Source organism: Burkholderia sp. Bp9004 (genome assembly GCF_003858025.1).
Classification (GTDB): Bacteria; Pseudomonadota; Gammaproteobacteria; order Burkholderiales; family Burkholderiaceae; genus Burkholderia; species Burkholderia diffusa.
Window position 1 is genome coordinate 1 of sequence record NZ_QTQD01000060.1, and the last position, 17,545, is coordinate 17,545.

Consider the following 17,545-nt stretch of genomic DNA (forward strand, 5'->3'; position numbering starts at 1 on the left):
CCGGTAGAGGTGGACGTCGACAACGACGTCACGGCGCTGTTGGTCGAGCTCAGGCCCGTAGACAACGAGCTGATCCCCGTCGACGTCGACGTCGACAGCGACGTGATCGCGCTATTGGCCGACGACAGGCCGGTAGAGGTGGACGTCGACAACGACGTCACGGCGCTGTTGGTCGAGCTCAGGCCCGTAGACAACGAGCTGATCCCTGTCGACGTCGACGTGGACAACGACGTGATCGCGCTATTGGCCGACGACAGGCCGGTGGACGTGGACGTCGACAACGACGTCACCGAGCTGTTGGTCGAGCTCAGGCCCGTAGACAGCGAACTGATCCCCGTCGACGTAGACGTGGACAGCGACGTGATCGAACTGTTCGCCGACGACAGCCCCGTCGATAGCGACGACACCCCGGTCGATAACGACGTGATGCTGGACAGCGTCGACGTCGACAGCGACGTCACCGCCTCGTTCGTCGCGGCGAGCTGCGAGCCGTTGATCGCGTCGGTGCTCGTCGAACTGATCCGCCCCGCGGCGACGTTGGTGATCTGGCGCTCGCTGCCCACCGCGCCGACGCTGACCACGCTGGTCGGATTGACGCCGTTGAAGGTATACGTGACGCCGCCGATGGTGCCGGTCGAGGTGGGATTCGGCGCGGCCGTCACCGACCCGGAGCCGAGCGCGACGTCGTTCGTATTGTTCGCCACCGCCGACGCGCCGAACGCCACCGCGCCCGCTGCCGCCGCGGTCGACGTATTGCCGAGCGCGATCGAGCCGGTGCCCTGCGCATTGTTCGTATTGCCGATCGCCACCGCGCCGTCGCCGTTCGCGGTGTTGTTCGACCCCATCGTGACCGCGCCGGTGCCGATCGCGGTGCTCGGATCGCCGATTGCCACCGCGCCGTTGCCGCTCACGGTCTGGCCAAACCCGAGTGCCACCGCACCGATACCGCCCAGCACCTTCGAGTTGTTCCCGCCGGCGATCGAGCCCGCACCCGCCGCGGCGGCAACCGAATTGCTGTCGCCCAGGGCCAGGGTGGAACCCGCCGCCGCGACACTGTTGATGCCGATCGCCGTCGCATTGACGGCCGATGCCGTCGCGCCGGGGCCCAGCGCCGTCGCCGATATGCCGGTTGCGAGCGCGAGATTGCCCAGCGCCACGCCGAACTGCTGCGTCGCGCTCGACTGAACGCCCATCGCGACCGAACTGAGGCCCGACGCATTGGCGCTCAGGCCGAACGCAATCGCGTTGTCGGCGCCGGCCGTCGTTTTCGAGCCCATTGCGATCGAACTGGTGCCGAGCGACTGCGTGCCCGAACCGGGCACGCCGGCGGTGCCGCCCCAGCCGATCGCGATCGACGAGGTGCCCTTCGCGCCGCTGTTGACGCCCATCGCCACACCTGAATTTCCGGAAGCCAGCGCGCCGCTGCCCACCGCAACTCCGGCCGCGCCCGAACTCGTCGACTGATTGCCGAGCGCAACCGAGCCCGTATTGGTTGCATTCGACGCATAGCCGAGCGAGACACTTTGCGCCCCCGCCGCGCTCGCCCCGAGACCGAGCGCGGCCGCATACTGGCCGGACGCCAGCGCATTGTTGCCGAGCCCGACCGCCGACACGCCGGTCGCGGCCGCGCCGCTGCCGATCGCCACCCCGCCGCTTTGGGTCGCGCTCGAGAGATTGCCGATCGCGACCGAATAGTCGCCGGATCCGATCGCCTGCACGCCCATCGACGCGCTGTTGACGCCGGTTGCCTGCGCATTGATGCCGATGGCCGTCGATCCGCTGCCCATCGCGTGTGCGCCCGGCCCGATCGCCGTGGACGACACGCCCGCCGCCGTCGACAGGTTGCCGTATGCGGTCGAATTCACCTGCGACGCGACCGAGCCGTTACCGATCGCGATCGAACTGGCACCGCCGGTCGCAGAGCCGCCGCCCGCCGAATACTGCGCATGCGCACCGGTCTGGAACAGCCCGAGATACGCGGCCGCCATCATCACGACGAGCCGCCTGGGCGAGAGCGCCGGCTTCGTCGCGATGCCCGCGACGGTGCCCGCGTCCGCCGCATGCGTGCACGCGCTTCTCGACGACGCAACCCGCTTGCCGCGCGCGCGGTCGAGCTCCGACGCCGCGACCCAGGCGCCCAGTGCTTCGTTCCAGATCGACTTGAACGACTTGTTCATCTTGTTTTCCCTCGGTTCACATGTGCTGGATGACGCAACAGCGAACGCGGCCGGGCGAAGACTGTCTCCGTCTCCGTTTTCACCCGCCTCGCGACGCGCCGCAACCTACTTCGGACTTCTAACTTCAATGCCGGATGGCTCTGCACGACACACGCGACAGACGTCGCGAGCACGCGACCGTACACGGCCCGTGTCCGGACGACACGAGGCACGACAACGCTCGCGGTTTATCGAATCATGGAAACCGGGCCACCGGACCGGGGCGGCGCGCGGCGCGCCACACCGCGAAAGAACGCGTGCGCACGCCGTCGCGCCGAACCTCAGGCGACCTCGAATCTCATGAGAGGGCGTCGTTCAGACGCCGGATGGACGGATGCCGCGCCGAACCGGCGCGCGGCCCGCGCAGTGTCATTCGGGGGGAGGATGCCCCCACGTTTCCCCCGGAGCAGATGCATGCGCCGCCGGCCCGCGGCCGCTGACAGCCGACAACGGTTCGCGAGAACCGGTGCTTTGATCTGCCATGCTTTTGATGTTCATGTTTTTTCGTGCCCGCCTGATTCGAGAGTGGGTTTCGCGCAACCGCCTCTGGAGGATCGAACCGCCCGGCGATCGACGCGAACCCACCCACACTTTCCATCCTGGCGCGCATCTTCCATTCCGGATTTCCAGAATGGAAGATGCCTGCCGGATGACCCCTGCACTGAATTAACTTACTGACTTTCTTTGACGATTTTTTGTCGCCTGATGTGCCAAACTCGCATCTGCTTCATGATTCATCGATCATTTTTCATATCGGTGCATTCGATGAACGATGAACCCCGCATTACCCTCGTGCCGACCTTCGTTGCACCGCCGTCGTCCCGAAAACTGGGATTGCCAGCATTCAATGTCACATTGAATGCAGCATTCCCGTAAAAACGGCAGTAGCAGAAAATTTCGCGCAGAACCGGGTCATGCAGAAGAACCGATTCCACCCGCGTGCTGCCAAGTGTGCAGGGCTTCCTTGGATCAAACCTTTTCCGCAGCGGACAAATTGTTTTCTGGAGCGGACGTTATTTACATTCATACGATCCGATGCAGCCAAACGGATATATGTGAAAGTATTTTTAATCAACCACAAATAAAACCTTAATCACGGAGACTATGAATTGATGAACTCTATCCACCACCGTTCCGGCCATCTTCTCGACAGAAAGAGCACCAATTCATCTACTGGGCCAATTCGATGTTCATGCCATTCAATCGGTAATAAAATCCAGTATTTAATATCGAAATCGGAATTTTTTTCCATCCGATTTTCCGCCCTTGGCTGCGGCGATCACGACAGACCGTCGCGCTGTCAAACATGCCCACACGCGGCGGACGGAATCCCCACCGCCGGCATCTTTGTCGGCATATAATTTTTCGCAACAATCGCGCACACAGATGCAGCGAGTCCGCCCCGGCCTACCCCTAAGCTTTAGCAACCATGTCATCCCGCTCGTCCAGTTCGGCGTCGCCCCGCGCCACGCCGGATCTCGTTGGCGCACACATTCTCGTCGTAGACGACCGCCCGAACGACCTGCGGCTCCTGACGGAAATCCTGCGCGCCGCGCGGTGCCGGATCAGCGTCGCATTCGACGGCCTGCAGGCCTATCACCGCGCGCAGGCCATCGCACCCGACCTGATCCTGATGGATGTGCGGATGCCGCGCATGGACGGTTTCGCCGCATGCCGGCTGCTGGGGTCCACGCCATCGACGCAGAACATTCCCGTCATCATCCTGACCGCCGCGGGCGATCTCGAGGATCGGATCGCCGGGCTCGAAACCGGCGCGCTCGACTACATCGTGAAACCGTTCGAACCGGCCGAGGTGATCGCCCGAATCCGCAATCACCTGAAGCGCACGCGGCGCAGCCAGCCGTTTGCGCACCTGCCCGAACTGCCCGATCACCCCGACGCCGCACTGGTGCGCGCGGCGAGCGAGATCCTGCTGCGCGAACTGCGCAATCCGCCGGCGCTCGACGAACTCGCTCGGCAGGTCGGCACGCACGAAAAGCGCCTGTCTCGCGTGTTCCGCGATCACCTTGGCCAGACCGTGTTCGAATATCTGCGCGATACGCGACTGCGCGCGGCGAAGCACTTTCTCGCGGAGACGTCGATGGGGATCGGCGACATCGCCGAGGAGATCGGCTTTTCGACACCAGGCAATTTCGCCACGGCGTTTCGCGAACGCTTCGGCATCACGCCGTCCGACTGGCGGCGCCAGCGACCCACGGTCGACGCGCCGCCGCCGTCGCATGAACACCAGCGCGATGCATAGGCGCCGCGCGTCGGGCTGGCTCGCCGTCCTGCCGTTCCTGGTGGCGCTGGTGGCCGCGTGCACGGCGCCCCGCGCCGACGCGACGGAGCCGTCCGGACGCTCCGCGCGCCTGGAAGCGGTATCGATAGTCGAGGATCCGGGCGCGGCGATGTCCGTCGGCGAGGTGGCCGCGCGGCTCGAAGGTTCGGCACGCGGCGCGCCCGCGGCAGCGCAACCGTCTTTCAACATCGAGTTTTCCCGCTCGGCGTGGTGGGTAGGCGCAACGCTGGCCAATCGCGACAGCGTCGAGCGCGCGCTGGTGCTCGCGATTCGCGACGCACGCGTCGACCAAGCAGCCTTTTATGTCGATCGCGGCGGCGCGTGGACGCTCGCCGCCCGATTCCCGGCGGATAACGGCAACGCGAACCGTGCGGCTTCCCGATATCCGGTGCTCGACATGACGCTGCGCGCGGGCGAACGACTGCCCGTGTTGATCCGCGTCACGTCGCGCAAGGAAATGCGGCTCGCACCGGCCGCGTTCACCCGCGACGCGTGGGACGCGCAGGAACTTCACGCCGCAATGTGGAACTTCGGCTTCTTCGGCGGGCTGCTCGCACTCGTATGGTGTGCACTGCTGATCGGTTTCTTTTCGCGCAGCGGCATGTTCGTCGTGCTGGCGGTGCTGGCCCTGGGCACGGCGCTGTTCGAAGCGACGTACCGCGGCTATACCGCGATGTATCTGTGGCCCGGCGCCTACGTGTGGTCGGCGCGCGGCGAGGTGATCTTCGCGTATATGTCGGTCGCGTGCTTCATCGTCTTCATCCTGATGGTCGCGCACCGCGAGAAGGCCGGCATGCCGATGCGCGCGGTCTACGTTGCGTTCCTCGCGCTAGAATGCGTCGGCATGGCCGGCGCGGCGTTCGGCGACCTGCTGACGTTCACGTGGTTCTGCCTGCGGCTGAACACGGCGATGGGGATCGTGAACATCAGCCTCGCGCTGATGCTCGTGATCCGCCGCACGCCGACGAGCCGCGTGATGCTGATCGCCGTCACGTTCGCCACCTTCAACATCCTGCTCCGGATGCTCGACGGCATGAACGCGATGCCGGCCTGGCTGTTCTGGCTGAAATCCGACCTCTATCCGAACCCCGTCATCGCGATCATCGGGCTCGCCACGCATCTGCTGGTGCTGGCCGCATGGATCGACCACGTGGGCCGCCAGCGCACCGACGCGCGCAAGCGGCTCGAGCACTGGCAACTCACCGAACAGGATCGACTGCGCGATGAAGTGGCGAAACGCACGGTCGCGCTCAACGACGCGCTGCAGCAGGCGAGAACGCACATGCAGCAGAAGATCGAGACGCTCGGCTATGTCAGTCACGACCTGCGCGCGCCACTGTCCACGATCAACGGCTACGCGAAGCTGTTGCTGCAAAGCGCGACGCGCAGCCAGGCGCGGCTGATCCGGTCGATCGACCGCAGCATCCGCTACCAGCTCGCGCTGATCGACGAATTGCTCACGTTCACGAAGGCCGAACTGCAGCCGCTCGGCATTTCCCCCGACGTGACCGACCTGCCCGGCCTGCTGAACGATATCGGCGACTATGCGGTCGCGCTGTGTTCGCAACAGGGCAACCGGTTCGACTATCGGCCGCTGACGCCGCTGCCGCGCAAGCTGTCGATCGACGGCATCCGGCTGCAGCAGGTGCTGCTCAACCTGCTGTCCAACGCATCGAAGTTCACGCGCGACGGCACGGTCACGCTGTCGGTTCGCGCGTCGCGGGAAGGCGCTGCATGGCGCCTCGTGTTCGAGGTCGCCGATACGGGGATCGGGATCGACATCGCCGGGACGCACGATATCTTCCGCGCGTACCAGCAGGTGCAGGCCGTGAACGGCGGCACGGGGCTCGGGCTGTTCATCGCGCAGCGTATCGTCGGCGCGATGGGCGCCGAGCTGGCCGTTACCAGCCAGCCCGGCGTCGGCACGTCGTTCTCGTTCCCGGTCGTCGCGCCGGCCGTCGGGCACGCGCTCGTGCCGGTGTCGTGGCTCGTCCGGCGGTTTCGGCCGGCGAGCGATGCCGGACCCGAGACCCCCGCCCCCGTCCTGCGCGGCCCGTCCGACGATGCGCTCGACGAACTGATCCGGCTCGCCGGCGAGGGCCGGCTCACCGATATCGAGGAATGGCTCGGCCGGTTTGCGGACGAGCCGGACCATGCGGCCTTCGCGCAGGCGACGCGCGAGCACCTCGACGCACTCGATCTGCATGCGATCGAGAAGCTCGCCGGCTCGCTGAAACGCGCGCGTATCGCGGAGGCATCGTTCGACGCCGAAACGGATACGGCCGGGCCGACCCGGTAGCGCGGCAATGCGCCCGCTCCGGGTCCGGCGGGGCCGTCGTTCGACCGCCGTTCGACGCCGCCGACGATCGGCCCGAACCGCGCGTGCCCGAATTGGCCCGGCATCGCCGGTCAGTCGAGCTCGCGCCACGGATTCGACGCGGCGGCGCCATGACCTGAGGCGGAATTTTGTGACCAATCAGGCAGTGAGTCTCGCGTCGATATGATCGGAATCCAGCGAGGCTCGACGGACCGTGGCGGGAGGTTGGTAGCGATGCGCGCTATGGGGACGTCGCTCGTTGTAGAACTGCCGCCGGCGTTCGACGAGCACCTTTGCATCGGCACGGCTGCGTCAGGATGACATCCTGCGACCTCAGGCTGGCACCGACTTCGATCGCCAGGCACTCGCGTGTATATTCATCGATCACGCAATGCATCTTCAGCGCTCGCCCATCGACCAGTTGGTCGGTGCACGAAGTCGTAGCTCCAGACCGAATTCGGTTGTGTCGCACCGGGCAGGCGAATGTCGTTGCCACAACGACGACGAGGCCGCCGCCGCGGAATGTTGAGCTGCAAGGCTCGCCACATTCGTCGCACGCGCGATTCGCCCAGCACCAGCCAAGCCGACATGCGCCAGTAGCCGAAGCGCGGCACTTCCTGCGCGGCCGCCATCAATTGCTCGCCGAGGCTCCGATCCTTCTCCGGTTGCTTGAGCGTATAGGTGCCCACCTGGCGGCTCCACCCCAGATAACCACATGCCTTGCGTTGCGAGACCCCGCCGAGTCAGGACTTCCAGCGCTTCGCGCCGGCCCGTTGGGGTGCTCATTTTTTTCGGCTGAATTCCTTCAGGCCGCCGATGACCAGCAATTGCTCGGCAATCGGGCGCTTGAGCCGCTCGTTCTCCGATTCCAGATCCTTGAGCCGACGGGCGTCGGCCACATCCATGCCGCCGAACTTGTTGCGCCAACGATAGAACGTCTGTTCCGAGATGTTGTGGCGCTTGCACATATCCTCCACCGGCTCGTCCCGGCTCTCGGTCTCGCGCAAGATTCGGATGATCTGCTCGTCAGTAAATCGCTTCTTCATCGAGTTCTCCTTGCCTCTAGGACAAAAGAGAACTCACTTGCTGATGGCTACGAGAAACGGCTCAGGTCATGCCGAAGAAAATTTATAGAAACGATCGGATAGTGTCGCCAGAAGAGGCATTGAGGTGTGCAGCGCAGTCACCTGTCCAACTCCTCCACCACGCGCATGTGCAACGATATTCGACCACGGCGATCCCGGAGTTGATTCAGTGCTTCTCGATCAACTTGCGGGACGCGAACAATTCGGCATCGTTGCGGATACCGAGTTTGCGATATGCGGATTGCTTTTGCGCGCTGATCGTCTTGAGACTTCGGAAGAATTTCGACGCGATCTCCGACACGGACATACCAGCAAGAAAGCACCGCAACACTTCATGCTCGCGCGGGCTGAGCAGCAAGTCCGCCGCCGAACAAGAATCGGGCGACGGTTTATCGTCACCGCTAGCGTCCCTCGGTTCGGCCCCACGCGAATCTGTCTGCATGCCCCACCTGATCCGGTTCGAGAGTTCGGCGCTGATAAATGAGTGACCACTTGCCACGACGCGGATCGCGCGTGCAAGCTCACCGAGATCCTCGCTCTTGCCGAAAAAACCGAGCGCACCTGCGCGCATCGTCATGTTGACGGTTGCCGACGTGTCGTTGCTCGACATCATCAGCATCCGACAATCGGGGAATCGCGTATTGATGAGCTTGACGAGATCGAGGCCGTCGATCTCGTCGGGACCAAGCGTGTAGTCGAGTAGCACCACATCGGCGCGGTTCGCTTCGAGCCAGCGAATCAGGTCGCGCGACTTGCCGAAGCTCGCTACCAGTTTGATGGAGCTCATCTCGGTCAAGTAATTTGCAATCCCGAGTTGGACGATGGCATGGTCGTCCAGAATCACGACGCGGATCGGCTGGTGCCCAGGCCTCATAGTTACCCCTATCGTTGTTGTATACGGCGCGAAACGGCTAGCCCCGATATTGTCGCGGGATGCCATCCATGATTATTTCGACTAGCTTACCGGCTTTTGGGGCAATTTTTAACCCTGGTGACTCAATGTGCAGGTCCTGCGATCGCAGTGCCGCATTGCGTTTCCGCAACACGCGACCTATGATGTCGGTCTCGTTTTTCGGTTTTACCTGCGGCCATCTCGGCGTCCGATACTCGTCTGAGGACCGTCCACGTCAGACCGGCCAACAATCTGGTTGAACAACGTGAGCAAGCTGAGTTTGAAACGATGTGCCGTGCTAATGAGCGCAATCGTCTGGCTGACGCCCACGTTCGGATGGGCAAGCAATTCGCCGCAATTCACAGCCGAAGAGAAGGCGTGGATTGCCGCGCATCCGGTGGTGCGCACCACAATCGATCCACACTGGCGCCCGTTCGAATTTCGCGACCACGGGAAAGTGGTTGGCATCGTGCCGTCGTACCTCGATGCGATTTCGCGCGTGAGCGGATTGCGCTTCGAGTACGTCGACGGCCTGTCATGGGCGGACTCGCATGACGCCCTGATCTCCGGAAAGATCGATGTGGTGCCCGACGTATCGAAAAGCGCAGATGTGTCGATGTATCGCGCCGGCGTCACTGTCAGCCAACCGTACTTCGTCGGCACGATGTTCGTGGTTGCGCCGGAACACCTGAACCTGTTCGTCGATTCCCGCAATCTGGCCGGCAAACGAATCGCGATCAAGGGCAACGGCGGGTTGGAATATGCGATTCGCCAGAGCGGCCTGCCCGTGACGCTGCTGACCTATGACGACGAACAGGATGCGCTCACTGCCGTCGTCGACGGAAATGCGGATGTCGCCCTCGGCACGGACATATCAATCATGCCGCTGCTACGCCGACAGTTCCTGGGTCGGCTGTTCCTGGCGGGCGGCCTGCCGGACCGGCCATATGCGCTGGCCCTGGCAACCCGCAGCGACATGCCCCTGCTCGCATCCATTCTCGATAAATCGTTGGCTGCGATTCCCGCTCGCACGGGCGAGGAGATTTCACGCCAATGGATGGAGTCGACTGACTACGGCGAGCCGACTCTGCGCTCAATCCTTTACTACCGACGCTGGCAGGTTACAGCAGCCGGCGCCACCGTGTTCGCGCTAGCAGCAATCGCGTTCCTTTCGTGGCGCGCACGCGCCGCTGCAGTTCGCAGCGAGCGCGAAAAGGCAATGTTCCTCGCGTTCGTGAGCCACGAGATCCGCACGCCGATGCACACGATCCTTTCGTCGCTCGAGCTGCTGCAGCAGTCGCAGCTCACGCCGAAACAGGCAGGTCGAGCGGATGCAGCCGTTGCCGCCTCGGAATCGCTGCTGACGCTGCTCGATGACGTGCTCGAATACTCGCGACTCGAATCGCACAACGTCACACTCGCGCCCGAACCAACGCAAATTGAGGCGTGGTTGCGCCGCAGCGCCGACATGGTGCGCTGGAGGGTCGACGAGAAAGGACTGAACCTTGCGCTTGAACTCGCCTGCCCAGCCGATTTGACCCTGCTGATCGATCCGGTCCGCACTCGCCAGATCGTGTTGAATCTGCTCGTCAATGCAATCAAGTTTACGTCGGAGGGATCAGTCTCGCTGCGTGTCGACTATCTGGAAGGTAAGCCGAACACAGCCGGTTCACTTGTGATCGAAGTCCGCGATACCGGGATCGGCATCCCGCCCGCGCGTCAGAGCCACATCTTCGAGCCCTATCAGCGCGTCGAGGAACCGGGCAGCCGTCGCGTGAACGGCAGCGGCCTGGGCCTGTCGATCTGCCGCGAACTGGTTGAGCTCATGAACGGAGTGATTACCGTCAGCAGTAGCCCCGACAAAGGCACGATCTTCACCGTCATCCTGCCTGCGCAACGTACCCGATGGGTAGCCGGTCGGAATGCGGTCGTGCCGGAGGCGCCTTCACGTGAACCCGACGCGAGCGATACGCCGGCTTCCCAGCGAGTAGACGAAGGTCCGATGATCCTCATCGTCGACGATCACGAAGCGGTTCAACATGCGATCCAGCATCAACTTGATGCGCTCGCGTGCCGTTCGGCCATCGCCGGCAACGGCGCGCAAGCGCTCGATCGGTTCGAGCGCACTCAGTACGACATGGTGCTGCTCGATTGCGACCTGCCGGACTTCGACGGCTACACGGTCGCACAGCGCATGCGCGCCAGCGAGCAGCAACGCGGACAGGCGCGTACACCGATTATCGCGATCTCGGCGTCGACGGAAGATGCGCATCGTGAGCGCTGCTTCGACAGCGGAATGGATGGGGTGCTCGGCAAGCCGCTGCGGCTCGAAGCGTTGCGGCAGATGATCGATCTTTGGTGCCCGGCAAGCAAGCGTGACAGGCACCAGCCGCCTGTCGAACCAACCCCAATAGCAGGTCGGGAATTCTCAGAGATCTACCGTCGAAGTATCGACGCGGATCTGGCGGCTCTGAGCACCGCGCTCTCGGCCGGCGATGCTGACAAGGCGCGCTATATGGCGCATAGAATCAAAGGGGCAGCCGCGATTGCCGGGCATGCGGGGACGAGTAATCTGGCAGCCGAGCTCGAGCGCATGCTGGAGGCCGTGTCCGACGCGATTCCTGGCAATGTCGGTCCGCTTCGTGATGATTTGTTACGCCAGCATCGCATCGAGACGGCTACACCGGATTCAGGCCAATCCAGGCCCTGCAGCACGCGCACATAAGCCTATGTGGCTGCCGCCTGATCCGGTGCAACACCCGCATACGCGGGGCACCACATCGCGATCATCTGCCGCAACGCTTCGAGTCGCAGCGGCTTGCCGAGCACCCCATCCATGCCGCCCTCGAAGCAACGCACCTTGTGCGCGTCGCCGGTATTTGCCGATATGACGATGATCGGAACGTATCGCCCCTTTCTTGCAGACTCGCGTTGACGGATCGCGCGTACGAGCGCGCAGCCATCTACGTCTGGGAGATTGCAATCCAGCAGCACCATGTCGACATGCGTGCGTGCGAGCTGCTGCAACGCGGCCTCCCCCGAGTCAGCGATGATGCCGACGCAGCCCAGCGCCTCGCATTGATCCTGCAGCGAGTCCCGTACGGCTTCGTTATCATCGACGATCAGGATGTACGGTACTTTCCGGCATGATTGGGCGGCGGATGCTGGTGGGCTCACCGGCGCCCACGCGGTTGACTGTGCCGACGGCGCGTTATCCGTGACTGCAGCCGGCAGCTTGACCGAGAAGACGGTCTCGACACGCGGTGTACTGCTGACCGTAATCGTTCCACGCATTAACTCGACGAGCTTACGGCAGATCGCGAGGCCGAGCCCGCTGCCGACTCCGCCGGAACGTGAAGCACGATCATCTTGCCAATACGCATCGAACAGATGCTTGAATTGATCCGCAGCAATGCCAACTCCCGTGTGGCCGACTTCCAGAAGCAGCGTCCTGTTTCGCCGTCGGCGGGTCGCGGAAATGCGAACACGCAACGTAACGGTGCCGTCATCCGTGAAGTTGATTGCATTGACTAACAGGTTCAGCACGATCTGGCGCACGCGAACCGGATCGATCTCGACATGCAGCGCCGGAGGGATCTCGCTGTCTAGCGTCATCGAGATTCCCTTGGATTCGGCACGCCAGCGCACCATATCGACGGTTTCTCGGGCCCAGGACTCGAGCTCCACTGCCTGCGCGGCAAACGTCACCTTGCTCGACTCGAGGCGGGTGTATTCCAGGATGTCGTCCAGCAGCGCCAAGAGCGTTTCTGACGCGGACACGGCAGCATCCGCGCGATCGGCCTGTCGTGGCGGCAAATGCGAGCGCCGCAGAAAATCGAGCGACGACAGAACAGTCTGCATCGGCGTGCGGATCTCGTGGCTCACGAACGCGAGGACCATCGCCTTGTCCAGCTTGCTGCGAATCGCCGCCGCGCGGGATTTCCAGTAGAAATAGGCGAACAACGCGAATATCAGCAACGTCGCAGCAATCGCGACCACCTGCGGCGCGCGATCATGCAGGATTGAGCGTAGTGTCGGCTTGCCGTTGTCGCCGAGTTCAACCCAGTCCTGCGTGATCGCAGCGGTTTTGCTCACCGGAATCGCTGCAAGCGACTTGTCGATGATCGACGCCAGAATCGGCAGATCGGCGCGCGTGAGCATGGCCAACGACACGGGGCGATCCGCCAGCATGCCGGACATGTAAAGCTGCCCCGGGAATTGCCGGCGAACGATTGGCAGGATCGTGAAGTCGATGCCAAGCGCGGCGTCGGCTTCGCCGTTGGCCACCGCGGCAAGTGCGAGTTCCTCGGTGTCGAACGTCAGCACGTCGAGCGCGACACCGCTATGACGGGTGAAGTATTCGATCGCGCCTCGCCCCTTAATCGCGACGCGCCGGCCTTCGAGCCGCTTCAGACTGAAAACCATCGCGGAATTGTCACGTGTCACGGCGGTCATCCGTCCTACCAGATAAGGTGTACTGACTAGTGCGTCGCTGCCGACACGGTCAGATACCAACTCTCGCCACACACCCGGCAGCAAATCCACCTTGCCGGTAGCGAGCGCGTCGTACGCACGGCCCCATTCCGTCCCAGGCACCGTGTCGAACGTGAGTCCGGTCATTTTCGAAACCGCGTTCAGGTAACCGGCGACAAGACCAGCATGCTGTCCGTTTCGGACATATTCGATTGGACTCCAGTTGGCCTCGACTGCTATATGAACGATCGGGTGTGCGTCGATCCATCGCAGCTCTTCATCGGTGAAGATCGGTTTCTGCCAAAGCGTTGACGCAACCGCGCCAGGCAGCAGGACCACGCAGACAACCGGAAGCAATACACGACAGAGCGAACACCATTGGGTCCAGCGCGAAGCGCGTATGTTTTTCATGATCGATGCAGCTTAGAAATATGACGATGCTGATGGAATGAATCGCGAGGAGCCGCCGCGTCGCGGGCGGGACCTTGACTCAGGCGACACATCGCACAAAGCCCAACAATTTGCTTCTCGTTCAGGTGTCGCCTTCAGAATCCTGCAGGATGCACGTCGGATCACCACGCTGCTGCCGGTTCAGGTGTTACGTATGGGAGACCCTGAGAATGCAACACCCACATATAGAAGGCTTGAAGAAGGTTTGAAAGGTACATCACGCGCGAACTTGTCAACGGTCGTGCGCGTTGTTGCGCGCATTGTTTGGTGGGGATTCTGTCGTACAACGTGACGCCGCAACATAAGAATTGTCCTAAAAAAAGGCGCCGTCATCCGCGCCACGGCTTCACGAAGGACCGTTGGCAATCAAGGCGTAACTCTGACCTGCTCTAAAAATCCCGGGCACAAGTGAGTGTTAGTGTTCCGCTCAATGTCGCGACTGCAACAGCAGATCGCCGCCATCGAGCAGTTACCCAAGGCCAAGCAGGAATTTGTTTCGCAGATGCTCGATACCGTTCTTGCTCAAGTTCGGCAAAACAGGAAGGGAAAGCAGGGCGTAAACGAAGCGCGGACCGTGAGTGCTACCAACACTCACAGCCCACTGACCACCACCAACTCACGTCAGGAGTTAATTATGGCTGATGCCAATCTTAAAGCACGTCCACCCGTTACGTGTATTAGCCGGGACTCGATCTGCCAGGTAGTCGGACCTACAAAGAACGATCCATCAATGGGGGATGAGTTTCTCCTTGGCGGGATCGAGCGAATCGAGGAAAGTACGCATCGGTGTCTTGCCGTAACACCAGCGCCCCTGATGCTCTCGTTCATTGTTGTACTGATCGAGCTACGCATCGAGGTCCGCTTGCAAGGTGGCGATCGAGTCGTAGATCTTCTTGCGGAAGACGATGCGATAGAACTCGTTGAGCATGGTCTTGTGCAGCCGTTCGACGATCCCGTTGGTTTGCGGCGACTTGGCCTTTGTTCGGGTATGGCCGATGTCCTCCAAGGCCAGATACAGCTCGTATTCGTGATGCTCGAGGTTGCCGCAGTATTCGGTTCCGCGGTCTATCAGCACGCGTAGCAGTGGAATGCCGAATCCGTCGAAGAACGGGACAACGCGATCGTTGAGCAAGTACGCTGGCGGCGGAGGGCCCCCTGCCGAGAAAAAATGCAGTACCGTTACCGAATAAACATGTCAGCGGCCCTTCGCTCTTACCTCAGACCGAACACTCTTTCAAGAGAAAGTTCATCTTCGTCTTCTACTTCTGTTAATGAATACGTTTTAGGCAATGCGGATCGCGCCAGCTTATAAAGTTCACGAGTCGAATTGGTTACCTCCAGCAGCAGCTCATTTTCACTCACCTGAAACACTCTTAGATCGTAAGACCATGAATTACGAGAATTCGGATCCTTGATCGCAACACAACCTTCTTTTTCATACAAAATGAGATGACTGCATCGCAACGAATTCATGACACTTCTTGTGTCACATCCGCTGCCATTCAACTTTATCGAATATTCGTAGCCCATAAATTAACTTCCATCTCCATGAGGCCGCCCACGAACTGCCGGAAGATCAGAAGGATTTTTAATTCCGATATGCACTTCGTCACCGTCTTGTGTGACCATTCCTCGATCATTCAACTGCCCTTGCTTCCCGAAAGGGTTTTACTTGTGTACATGAGCATTATTTCCTGATTTGCATCCACTTGGATTCTTATTACCATATCTGTGAATGCACACCTCAGAACCATCGAAATGGTTCCATGTTGCGTTTTTCCCGTCATCTTTAGTCTTCGTGAATCCGTTATTCGCTATGACCTTCTCAACTTTAGCGATGCTTATCCCTTTCAACTGCGAGAGACTGCCGGCCGCCGACGGGCAACGCGACAGTCCTAACGGATCGACCCACTCGACCGGGTTTGGCGCGTAGGGGAAGATGTTGTATCCACCGACATACTCGATCGGGTCCTTTGAAACGAACCTTCCCACCTCCGGATCGTAGTACCGATACCGGTTGTAATGCAGCCCCGTCTCATGGTCATCGTACTGCCCCTGGAAGCGGATGGGGTTGGCGATCAGTGCTTTGCCCGACGCCTTCCTGATCGCCTCCTGCGCAACACCCCAAGCACGGTACTCCGCGCTCCACGCAATCTCGCTGTGCTCGTCCGTCAGTTCCTTCGGCGAGCCGATCTGATCACACTGGTAATAGCCAATCTGCGTAAATGCTATCGGCTAACACCTATCTGCCCTCAAGATTGTATTTAGCAATTCTAGAAACATCCTCATCCTCATCTTGCGCAAGCCTCCTAATTATCGAGATAGGAGTCTTTTTATTTGAGGCGATACCTTGCCGAACCACTACGTCGATATCTTTTGACAGAAGTTCAAATAAATCATCAGACAATTTCCTTTTTACCGCGACAAAGCGACGAACATCAGCCTCATATTGGCAAAGCAACGCCAAGATTTCGAGCTGGACAGTCTTATTGTGAGCAACCCATCTCCTATATTCTGGAAATCTATCGATGACATCTTTCCATACTGCCACGGGAGCCTCATCAGTCGCAGCACGATCATACTCATCTTTGATATCACTATTCCGTAGCGCAACAAATTCCTCAGCGGAGCGAATCATTTTGAATCCTTGCATTTCAACGATTTAAAATCAATATTCTTCCCCGTATCGCTCTTGTGTTTTTTCATGTAATCGCCATAAACATCAGCATCTGCCACCCATACACCATTCTTATCGTATACCTTCCAAGCACTGTCCCCATGCCCTGTTTGATCTTCAGACCACCACATGCCGGCTCCAGGATCTCGGACATACTTAGCATGCCCAACGCCAGGTACGTTGCCCGAACATACCCTGTCGAAATGATTTACTTTCCACTTGCCTCTGCATGGGCAATTGGCGTTTTGGTTTGCCTTTGACGACGTTTGCTTTCTTCCAGCGCCTACCGGTGTTCTCGATAACCCTAACGGGTCGCTCCACTCAATCGGGTTTGGCGCGTATTGATAGACGTTGATCCCGCCGGCGAGCCCGATCGGGTCTTTCGATACGAACCGTCCGCTACTCGGATCATAGTACCGGTGCCGGTTATAGTGCAGCCCCGATTCATGGTCGTTGTACTGCCCCTGGAAGCGGATAGGGTTGACGATCGGTGCTTTGCCCGACGCCTTGCGGATGGCCTCCTGCGCAACACCCCACGCACGGTACTCCGCGCTCCACGCAATCTCGCTGTGCTCGTCAGTCAGCTCCTGCGGCGTGCCGAGGTGGTCGCACTGGTACCACGCCAGGCTGTCGATGGCTGGTGCGGGCGGCGGCGGCAACCATAGCGGGTCTTCATCCTGCCGGTAGTAATCGCCGTACTCGGGCTGGTCGAGCAGTTCGATGGCTTCCTCGCGCACCGCCTGCGCCACCGGCACAAAGCTGCCCGGCTCGTACACGTAGTGCGTGGTACGTGCACCGAAGCCGTCCTCGTCGGCGATCTTGCTCTCCCACGCCAGCGTATCGCCATCCCAGCCATACAACGTGAAGCCGCATTGCAGCGCGCGGTTGCGCTTGACCCGCTCGGCGCGGTTCCAGTGTGGCCCCGCTTCGCTTCTTTCCTCGTAGTGCGCCTGGCTGTGCTTGGACAGCCGCCGGCCGAGGGCGTCGTAGGTGTAGTCGACCTTCAGGCGCTCGTCTTCGTAGTGGGTCAGGCGGTCGAACAGATCCCACGTAAAACGGCCTTCCTTGCCGTTGTGCCAGCGTTGCGTGAGGTTGCCGCGCGCATCGTACTGGTAGTGGGTGCCGGCGTATTG

10 protein-coding genes and 2 pseudogenes are annotated in these 17,545 nt (G+C 61.0%); 3 read left to right on the forward strand and 9 right to left on the reverse strand.

The genetic code is table 11. The features are described from left to right. Nucleotides 1-2,177, reverse strand: a 2,177-nt coding sequence (locus DIE08_RS34745; protein WP_260436630.1) for an ESPR-type extended signal peptide-containing protein, incomplete at its 3' end; no start/stop codon positions are given. A gap of 1,468 nt (nt 2,178-3,645) precedes the next feature. Between DIE08_RS34745 and DIE08_RS34750 the strand changes: the two genes are divergently transcribed. Continuing rightward, nucleotides 3,646-4,479 carry a response regulator gene (locus tag DIE08_RS34750; protein WP_124906360.1) on the forward strand — a complete coding sequence of 278 codons (834 nt, stop codon included), beginning with the start codon at nt 3,646-3,648 and terminating at the stop codon, nt 4,477-4,479. After that, the gene (locus DIE08_RS34755; RefSeq protein ID WP_124906368.1) at nt 4,472-6,817 is read left to right on the forward strand and encodes a hybrid sensor histidine kinase/response regulator; all 2,346 of its coding nucleotides are present in this window, start codon (nt 4,472-4,474) and stop codon (nt 6,815-6,817) included. Before DIE08_RS34750 ends, DIE08_RS34755 begins: the two co-directional genes overlap by 8 nt. A 177-nt stretch (nt 6,818-6,994) precedes the next feature. Here DIE08_RS34755 and DIE08_RS34760 read toward each other — a convergent pair. Together DIE08_RS34760 and DIE08_RS34765 are read right to left on the reverse strand one after the other, a co-directional pair. Continuing rightward, a pseudogene (locus DIE08_RS34760) lies at nt 6,995-7,881 on the reverse strand (transposase). Nucleotides 7,882-8,086: 205 nt separating this feature from the next. After that, a complete protein-coding gene (locus DIE08_RS34765) occupies nt 8,087-8,764 on the reverse strand; it encodes a response regulator transcription factor (protein WP_311768964.1) in 678 nt (225 codons plus the stop codon). A 349-nt stretch (nt 8,765-9,113) separates the two neighbouring features. Between DIE08_RS34765 and DIE08_RS34770 the strand changes: the two genes are divergently transcribed. Further along, nucleotides 9,114-11,537, forward strand: coding sequence for an ATP-binding protein (locus tag DIE08_RS34770; protein WP_124906362.1), 2,424 nt, complete (start codon nt 9,114-9,116; stop codon nt 11,535-11,537). Between the two features lie 2 nt (nt 11,538-11,539). On the opposite strand, the gene DIE08_RS34775 is transcribed toward DIE08_RS34770, so the two are convergent. The 6 genes and pseudogenes from DIE08_RS34775 to DIE08_RS34805 form a co-directional block, all read right to left on the reverse strand. Continuing rightward, nucleotides 11,540-13,696, reverse strand: a complete 2,157-nt coding sequence (locus DIE08_RS34775) for an ATP-binding protein (protein WP_124906364.1) — start codon at nt 13,694-13,696, stop codon at nt 11,540-11,542. Between the two features lie 766 nt (nt 13,697-14,462). Continuing rightward, nucleotides 14,463-14,885: pseudogene (locus DIE08_RS34785) on the reverse strand (integrase core domain-containing protein); the annotation flags it as partial. 62 nt (nt 14,886-14,947) lie between these two features. After that, nucleotides 14,948-15,208 carry a hypothetical protein gene (locus DIE08_RS34790; protein ID WP_124906366.1) on the reverse strand — a complete coding sequence of 87 codons (261 nt, stop codon included), beginning with the start codon at nt 15,206-15,208 and terminating at the stop codon, nt 14,948-14,950. A gap of 195 nt (nt 15,209-15,403) precedes the next feature. Then, nucleotides 15,404-15,967, reverse strand: a complete 564-nt coding sequence (locus DIE08_RS36625; protein ID WP_124906372.1) for an RHS repeat domain-containing protein — start codon at nt 15,965-15,967, stop codon at nt 15,404-15,406. 10 nt (nt 15,968-15,977) lie between these two features. Continuing rightward, nucleotides 15,978-16,373, reverse strand: coding sequence for a hypothetical protein (locus tag DIE08_RS34800; RefSeq protein ID WP_124625581.1), 396 nt, complete (start codon nt 16,371-16,373; stop codon nt 15,978-15,980). Next, nucleotides 16,370-17,545: RHS repeat-associated core domain-containing protein (locus DIE08_RS34805; RefSeq protein WP_148096096.1), on the reverse strand; the 1,176-nt coding region annotated here is incomplete at its 5' end. The genes DIE08_RS34805 and DIE08_RS34800, both read right to left, overlap by 4 nt.

Coding starts and splice junctions, on each gene's coding strand:
- DIE08_RS34750 (WP_124906360.1), top strand. CDS start 3,646: ATGTCATCCCGCTCGTCCAGTTCGGCGTCGCCCCGCGCCACGCCGGAT.
- DIE08_RS34755 (WP_124906368.1), top strand. CDS start 4,472: ATGCATAGGCGCCGCGCGTCGGGCTGGCTCGCCGTCCTGCCGTTCCTG.
- DIE08_RS34770 (WP_124906362.1), top strand. CDS start 9,114: ATGAGCGCAATCGTCTGGCTGACGCCCACGTTCGGATGGGCAAGCAAT.
- DIE08_RS34775 (WP_124906364.1), bottom strand. CDS start 13,696: ATGAAAAACATACGCGCTTCGCGCTGGACCCAATGGTGTTCGCTCTGT.
- DIE08_RS34790 (WP_124906366.1), bottom strand. CDS start 15,208: ATGAATTCGTTGCGATGCAGTCATCTCATTTTGTATGAAAAAGAAGGT.
- DIE08_RS34800 (WP_124625581.1), bottom strand. CDS start 16,373: ATGATTCGCTCCGCTGAGGAATTTGTTGCGCTACGGAATAGTGATATC.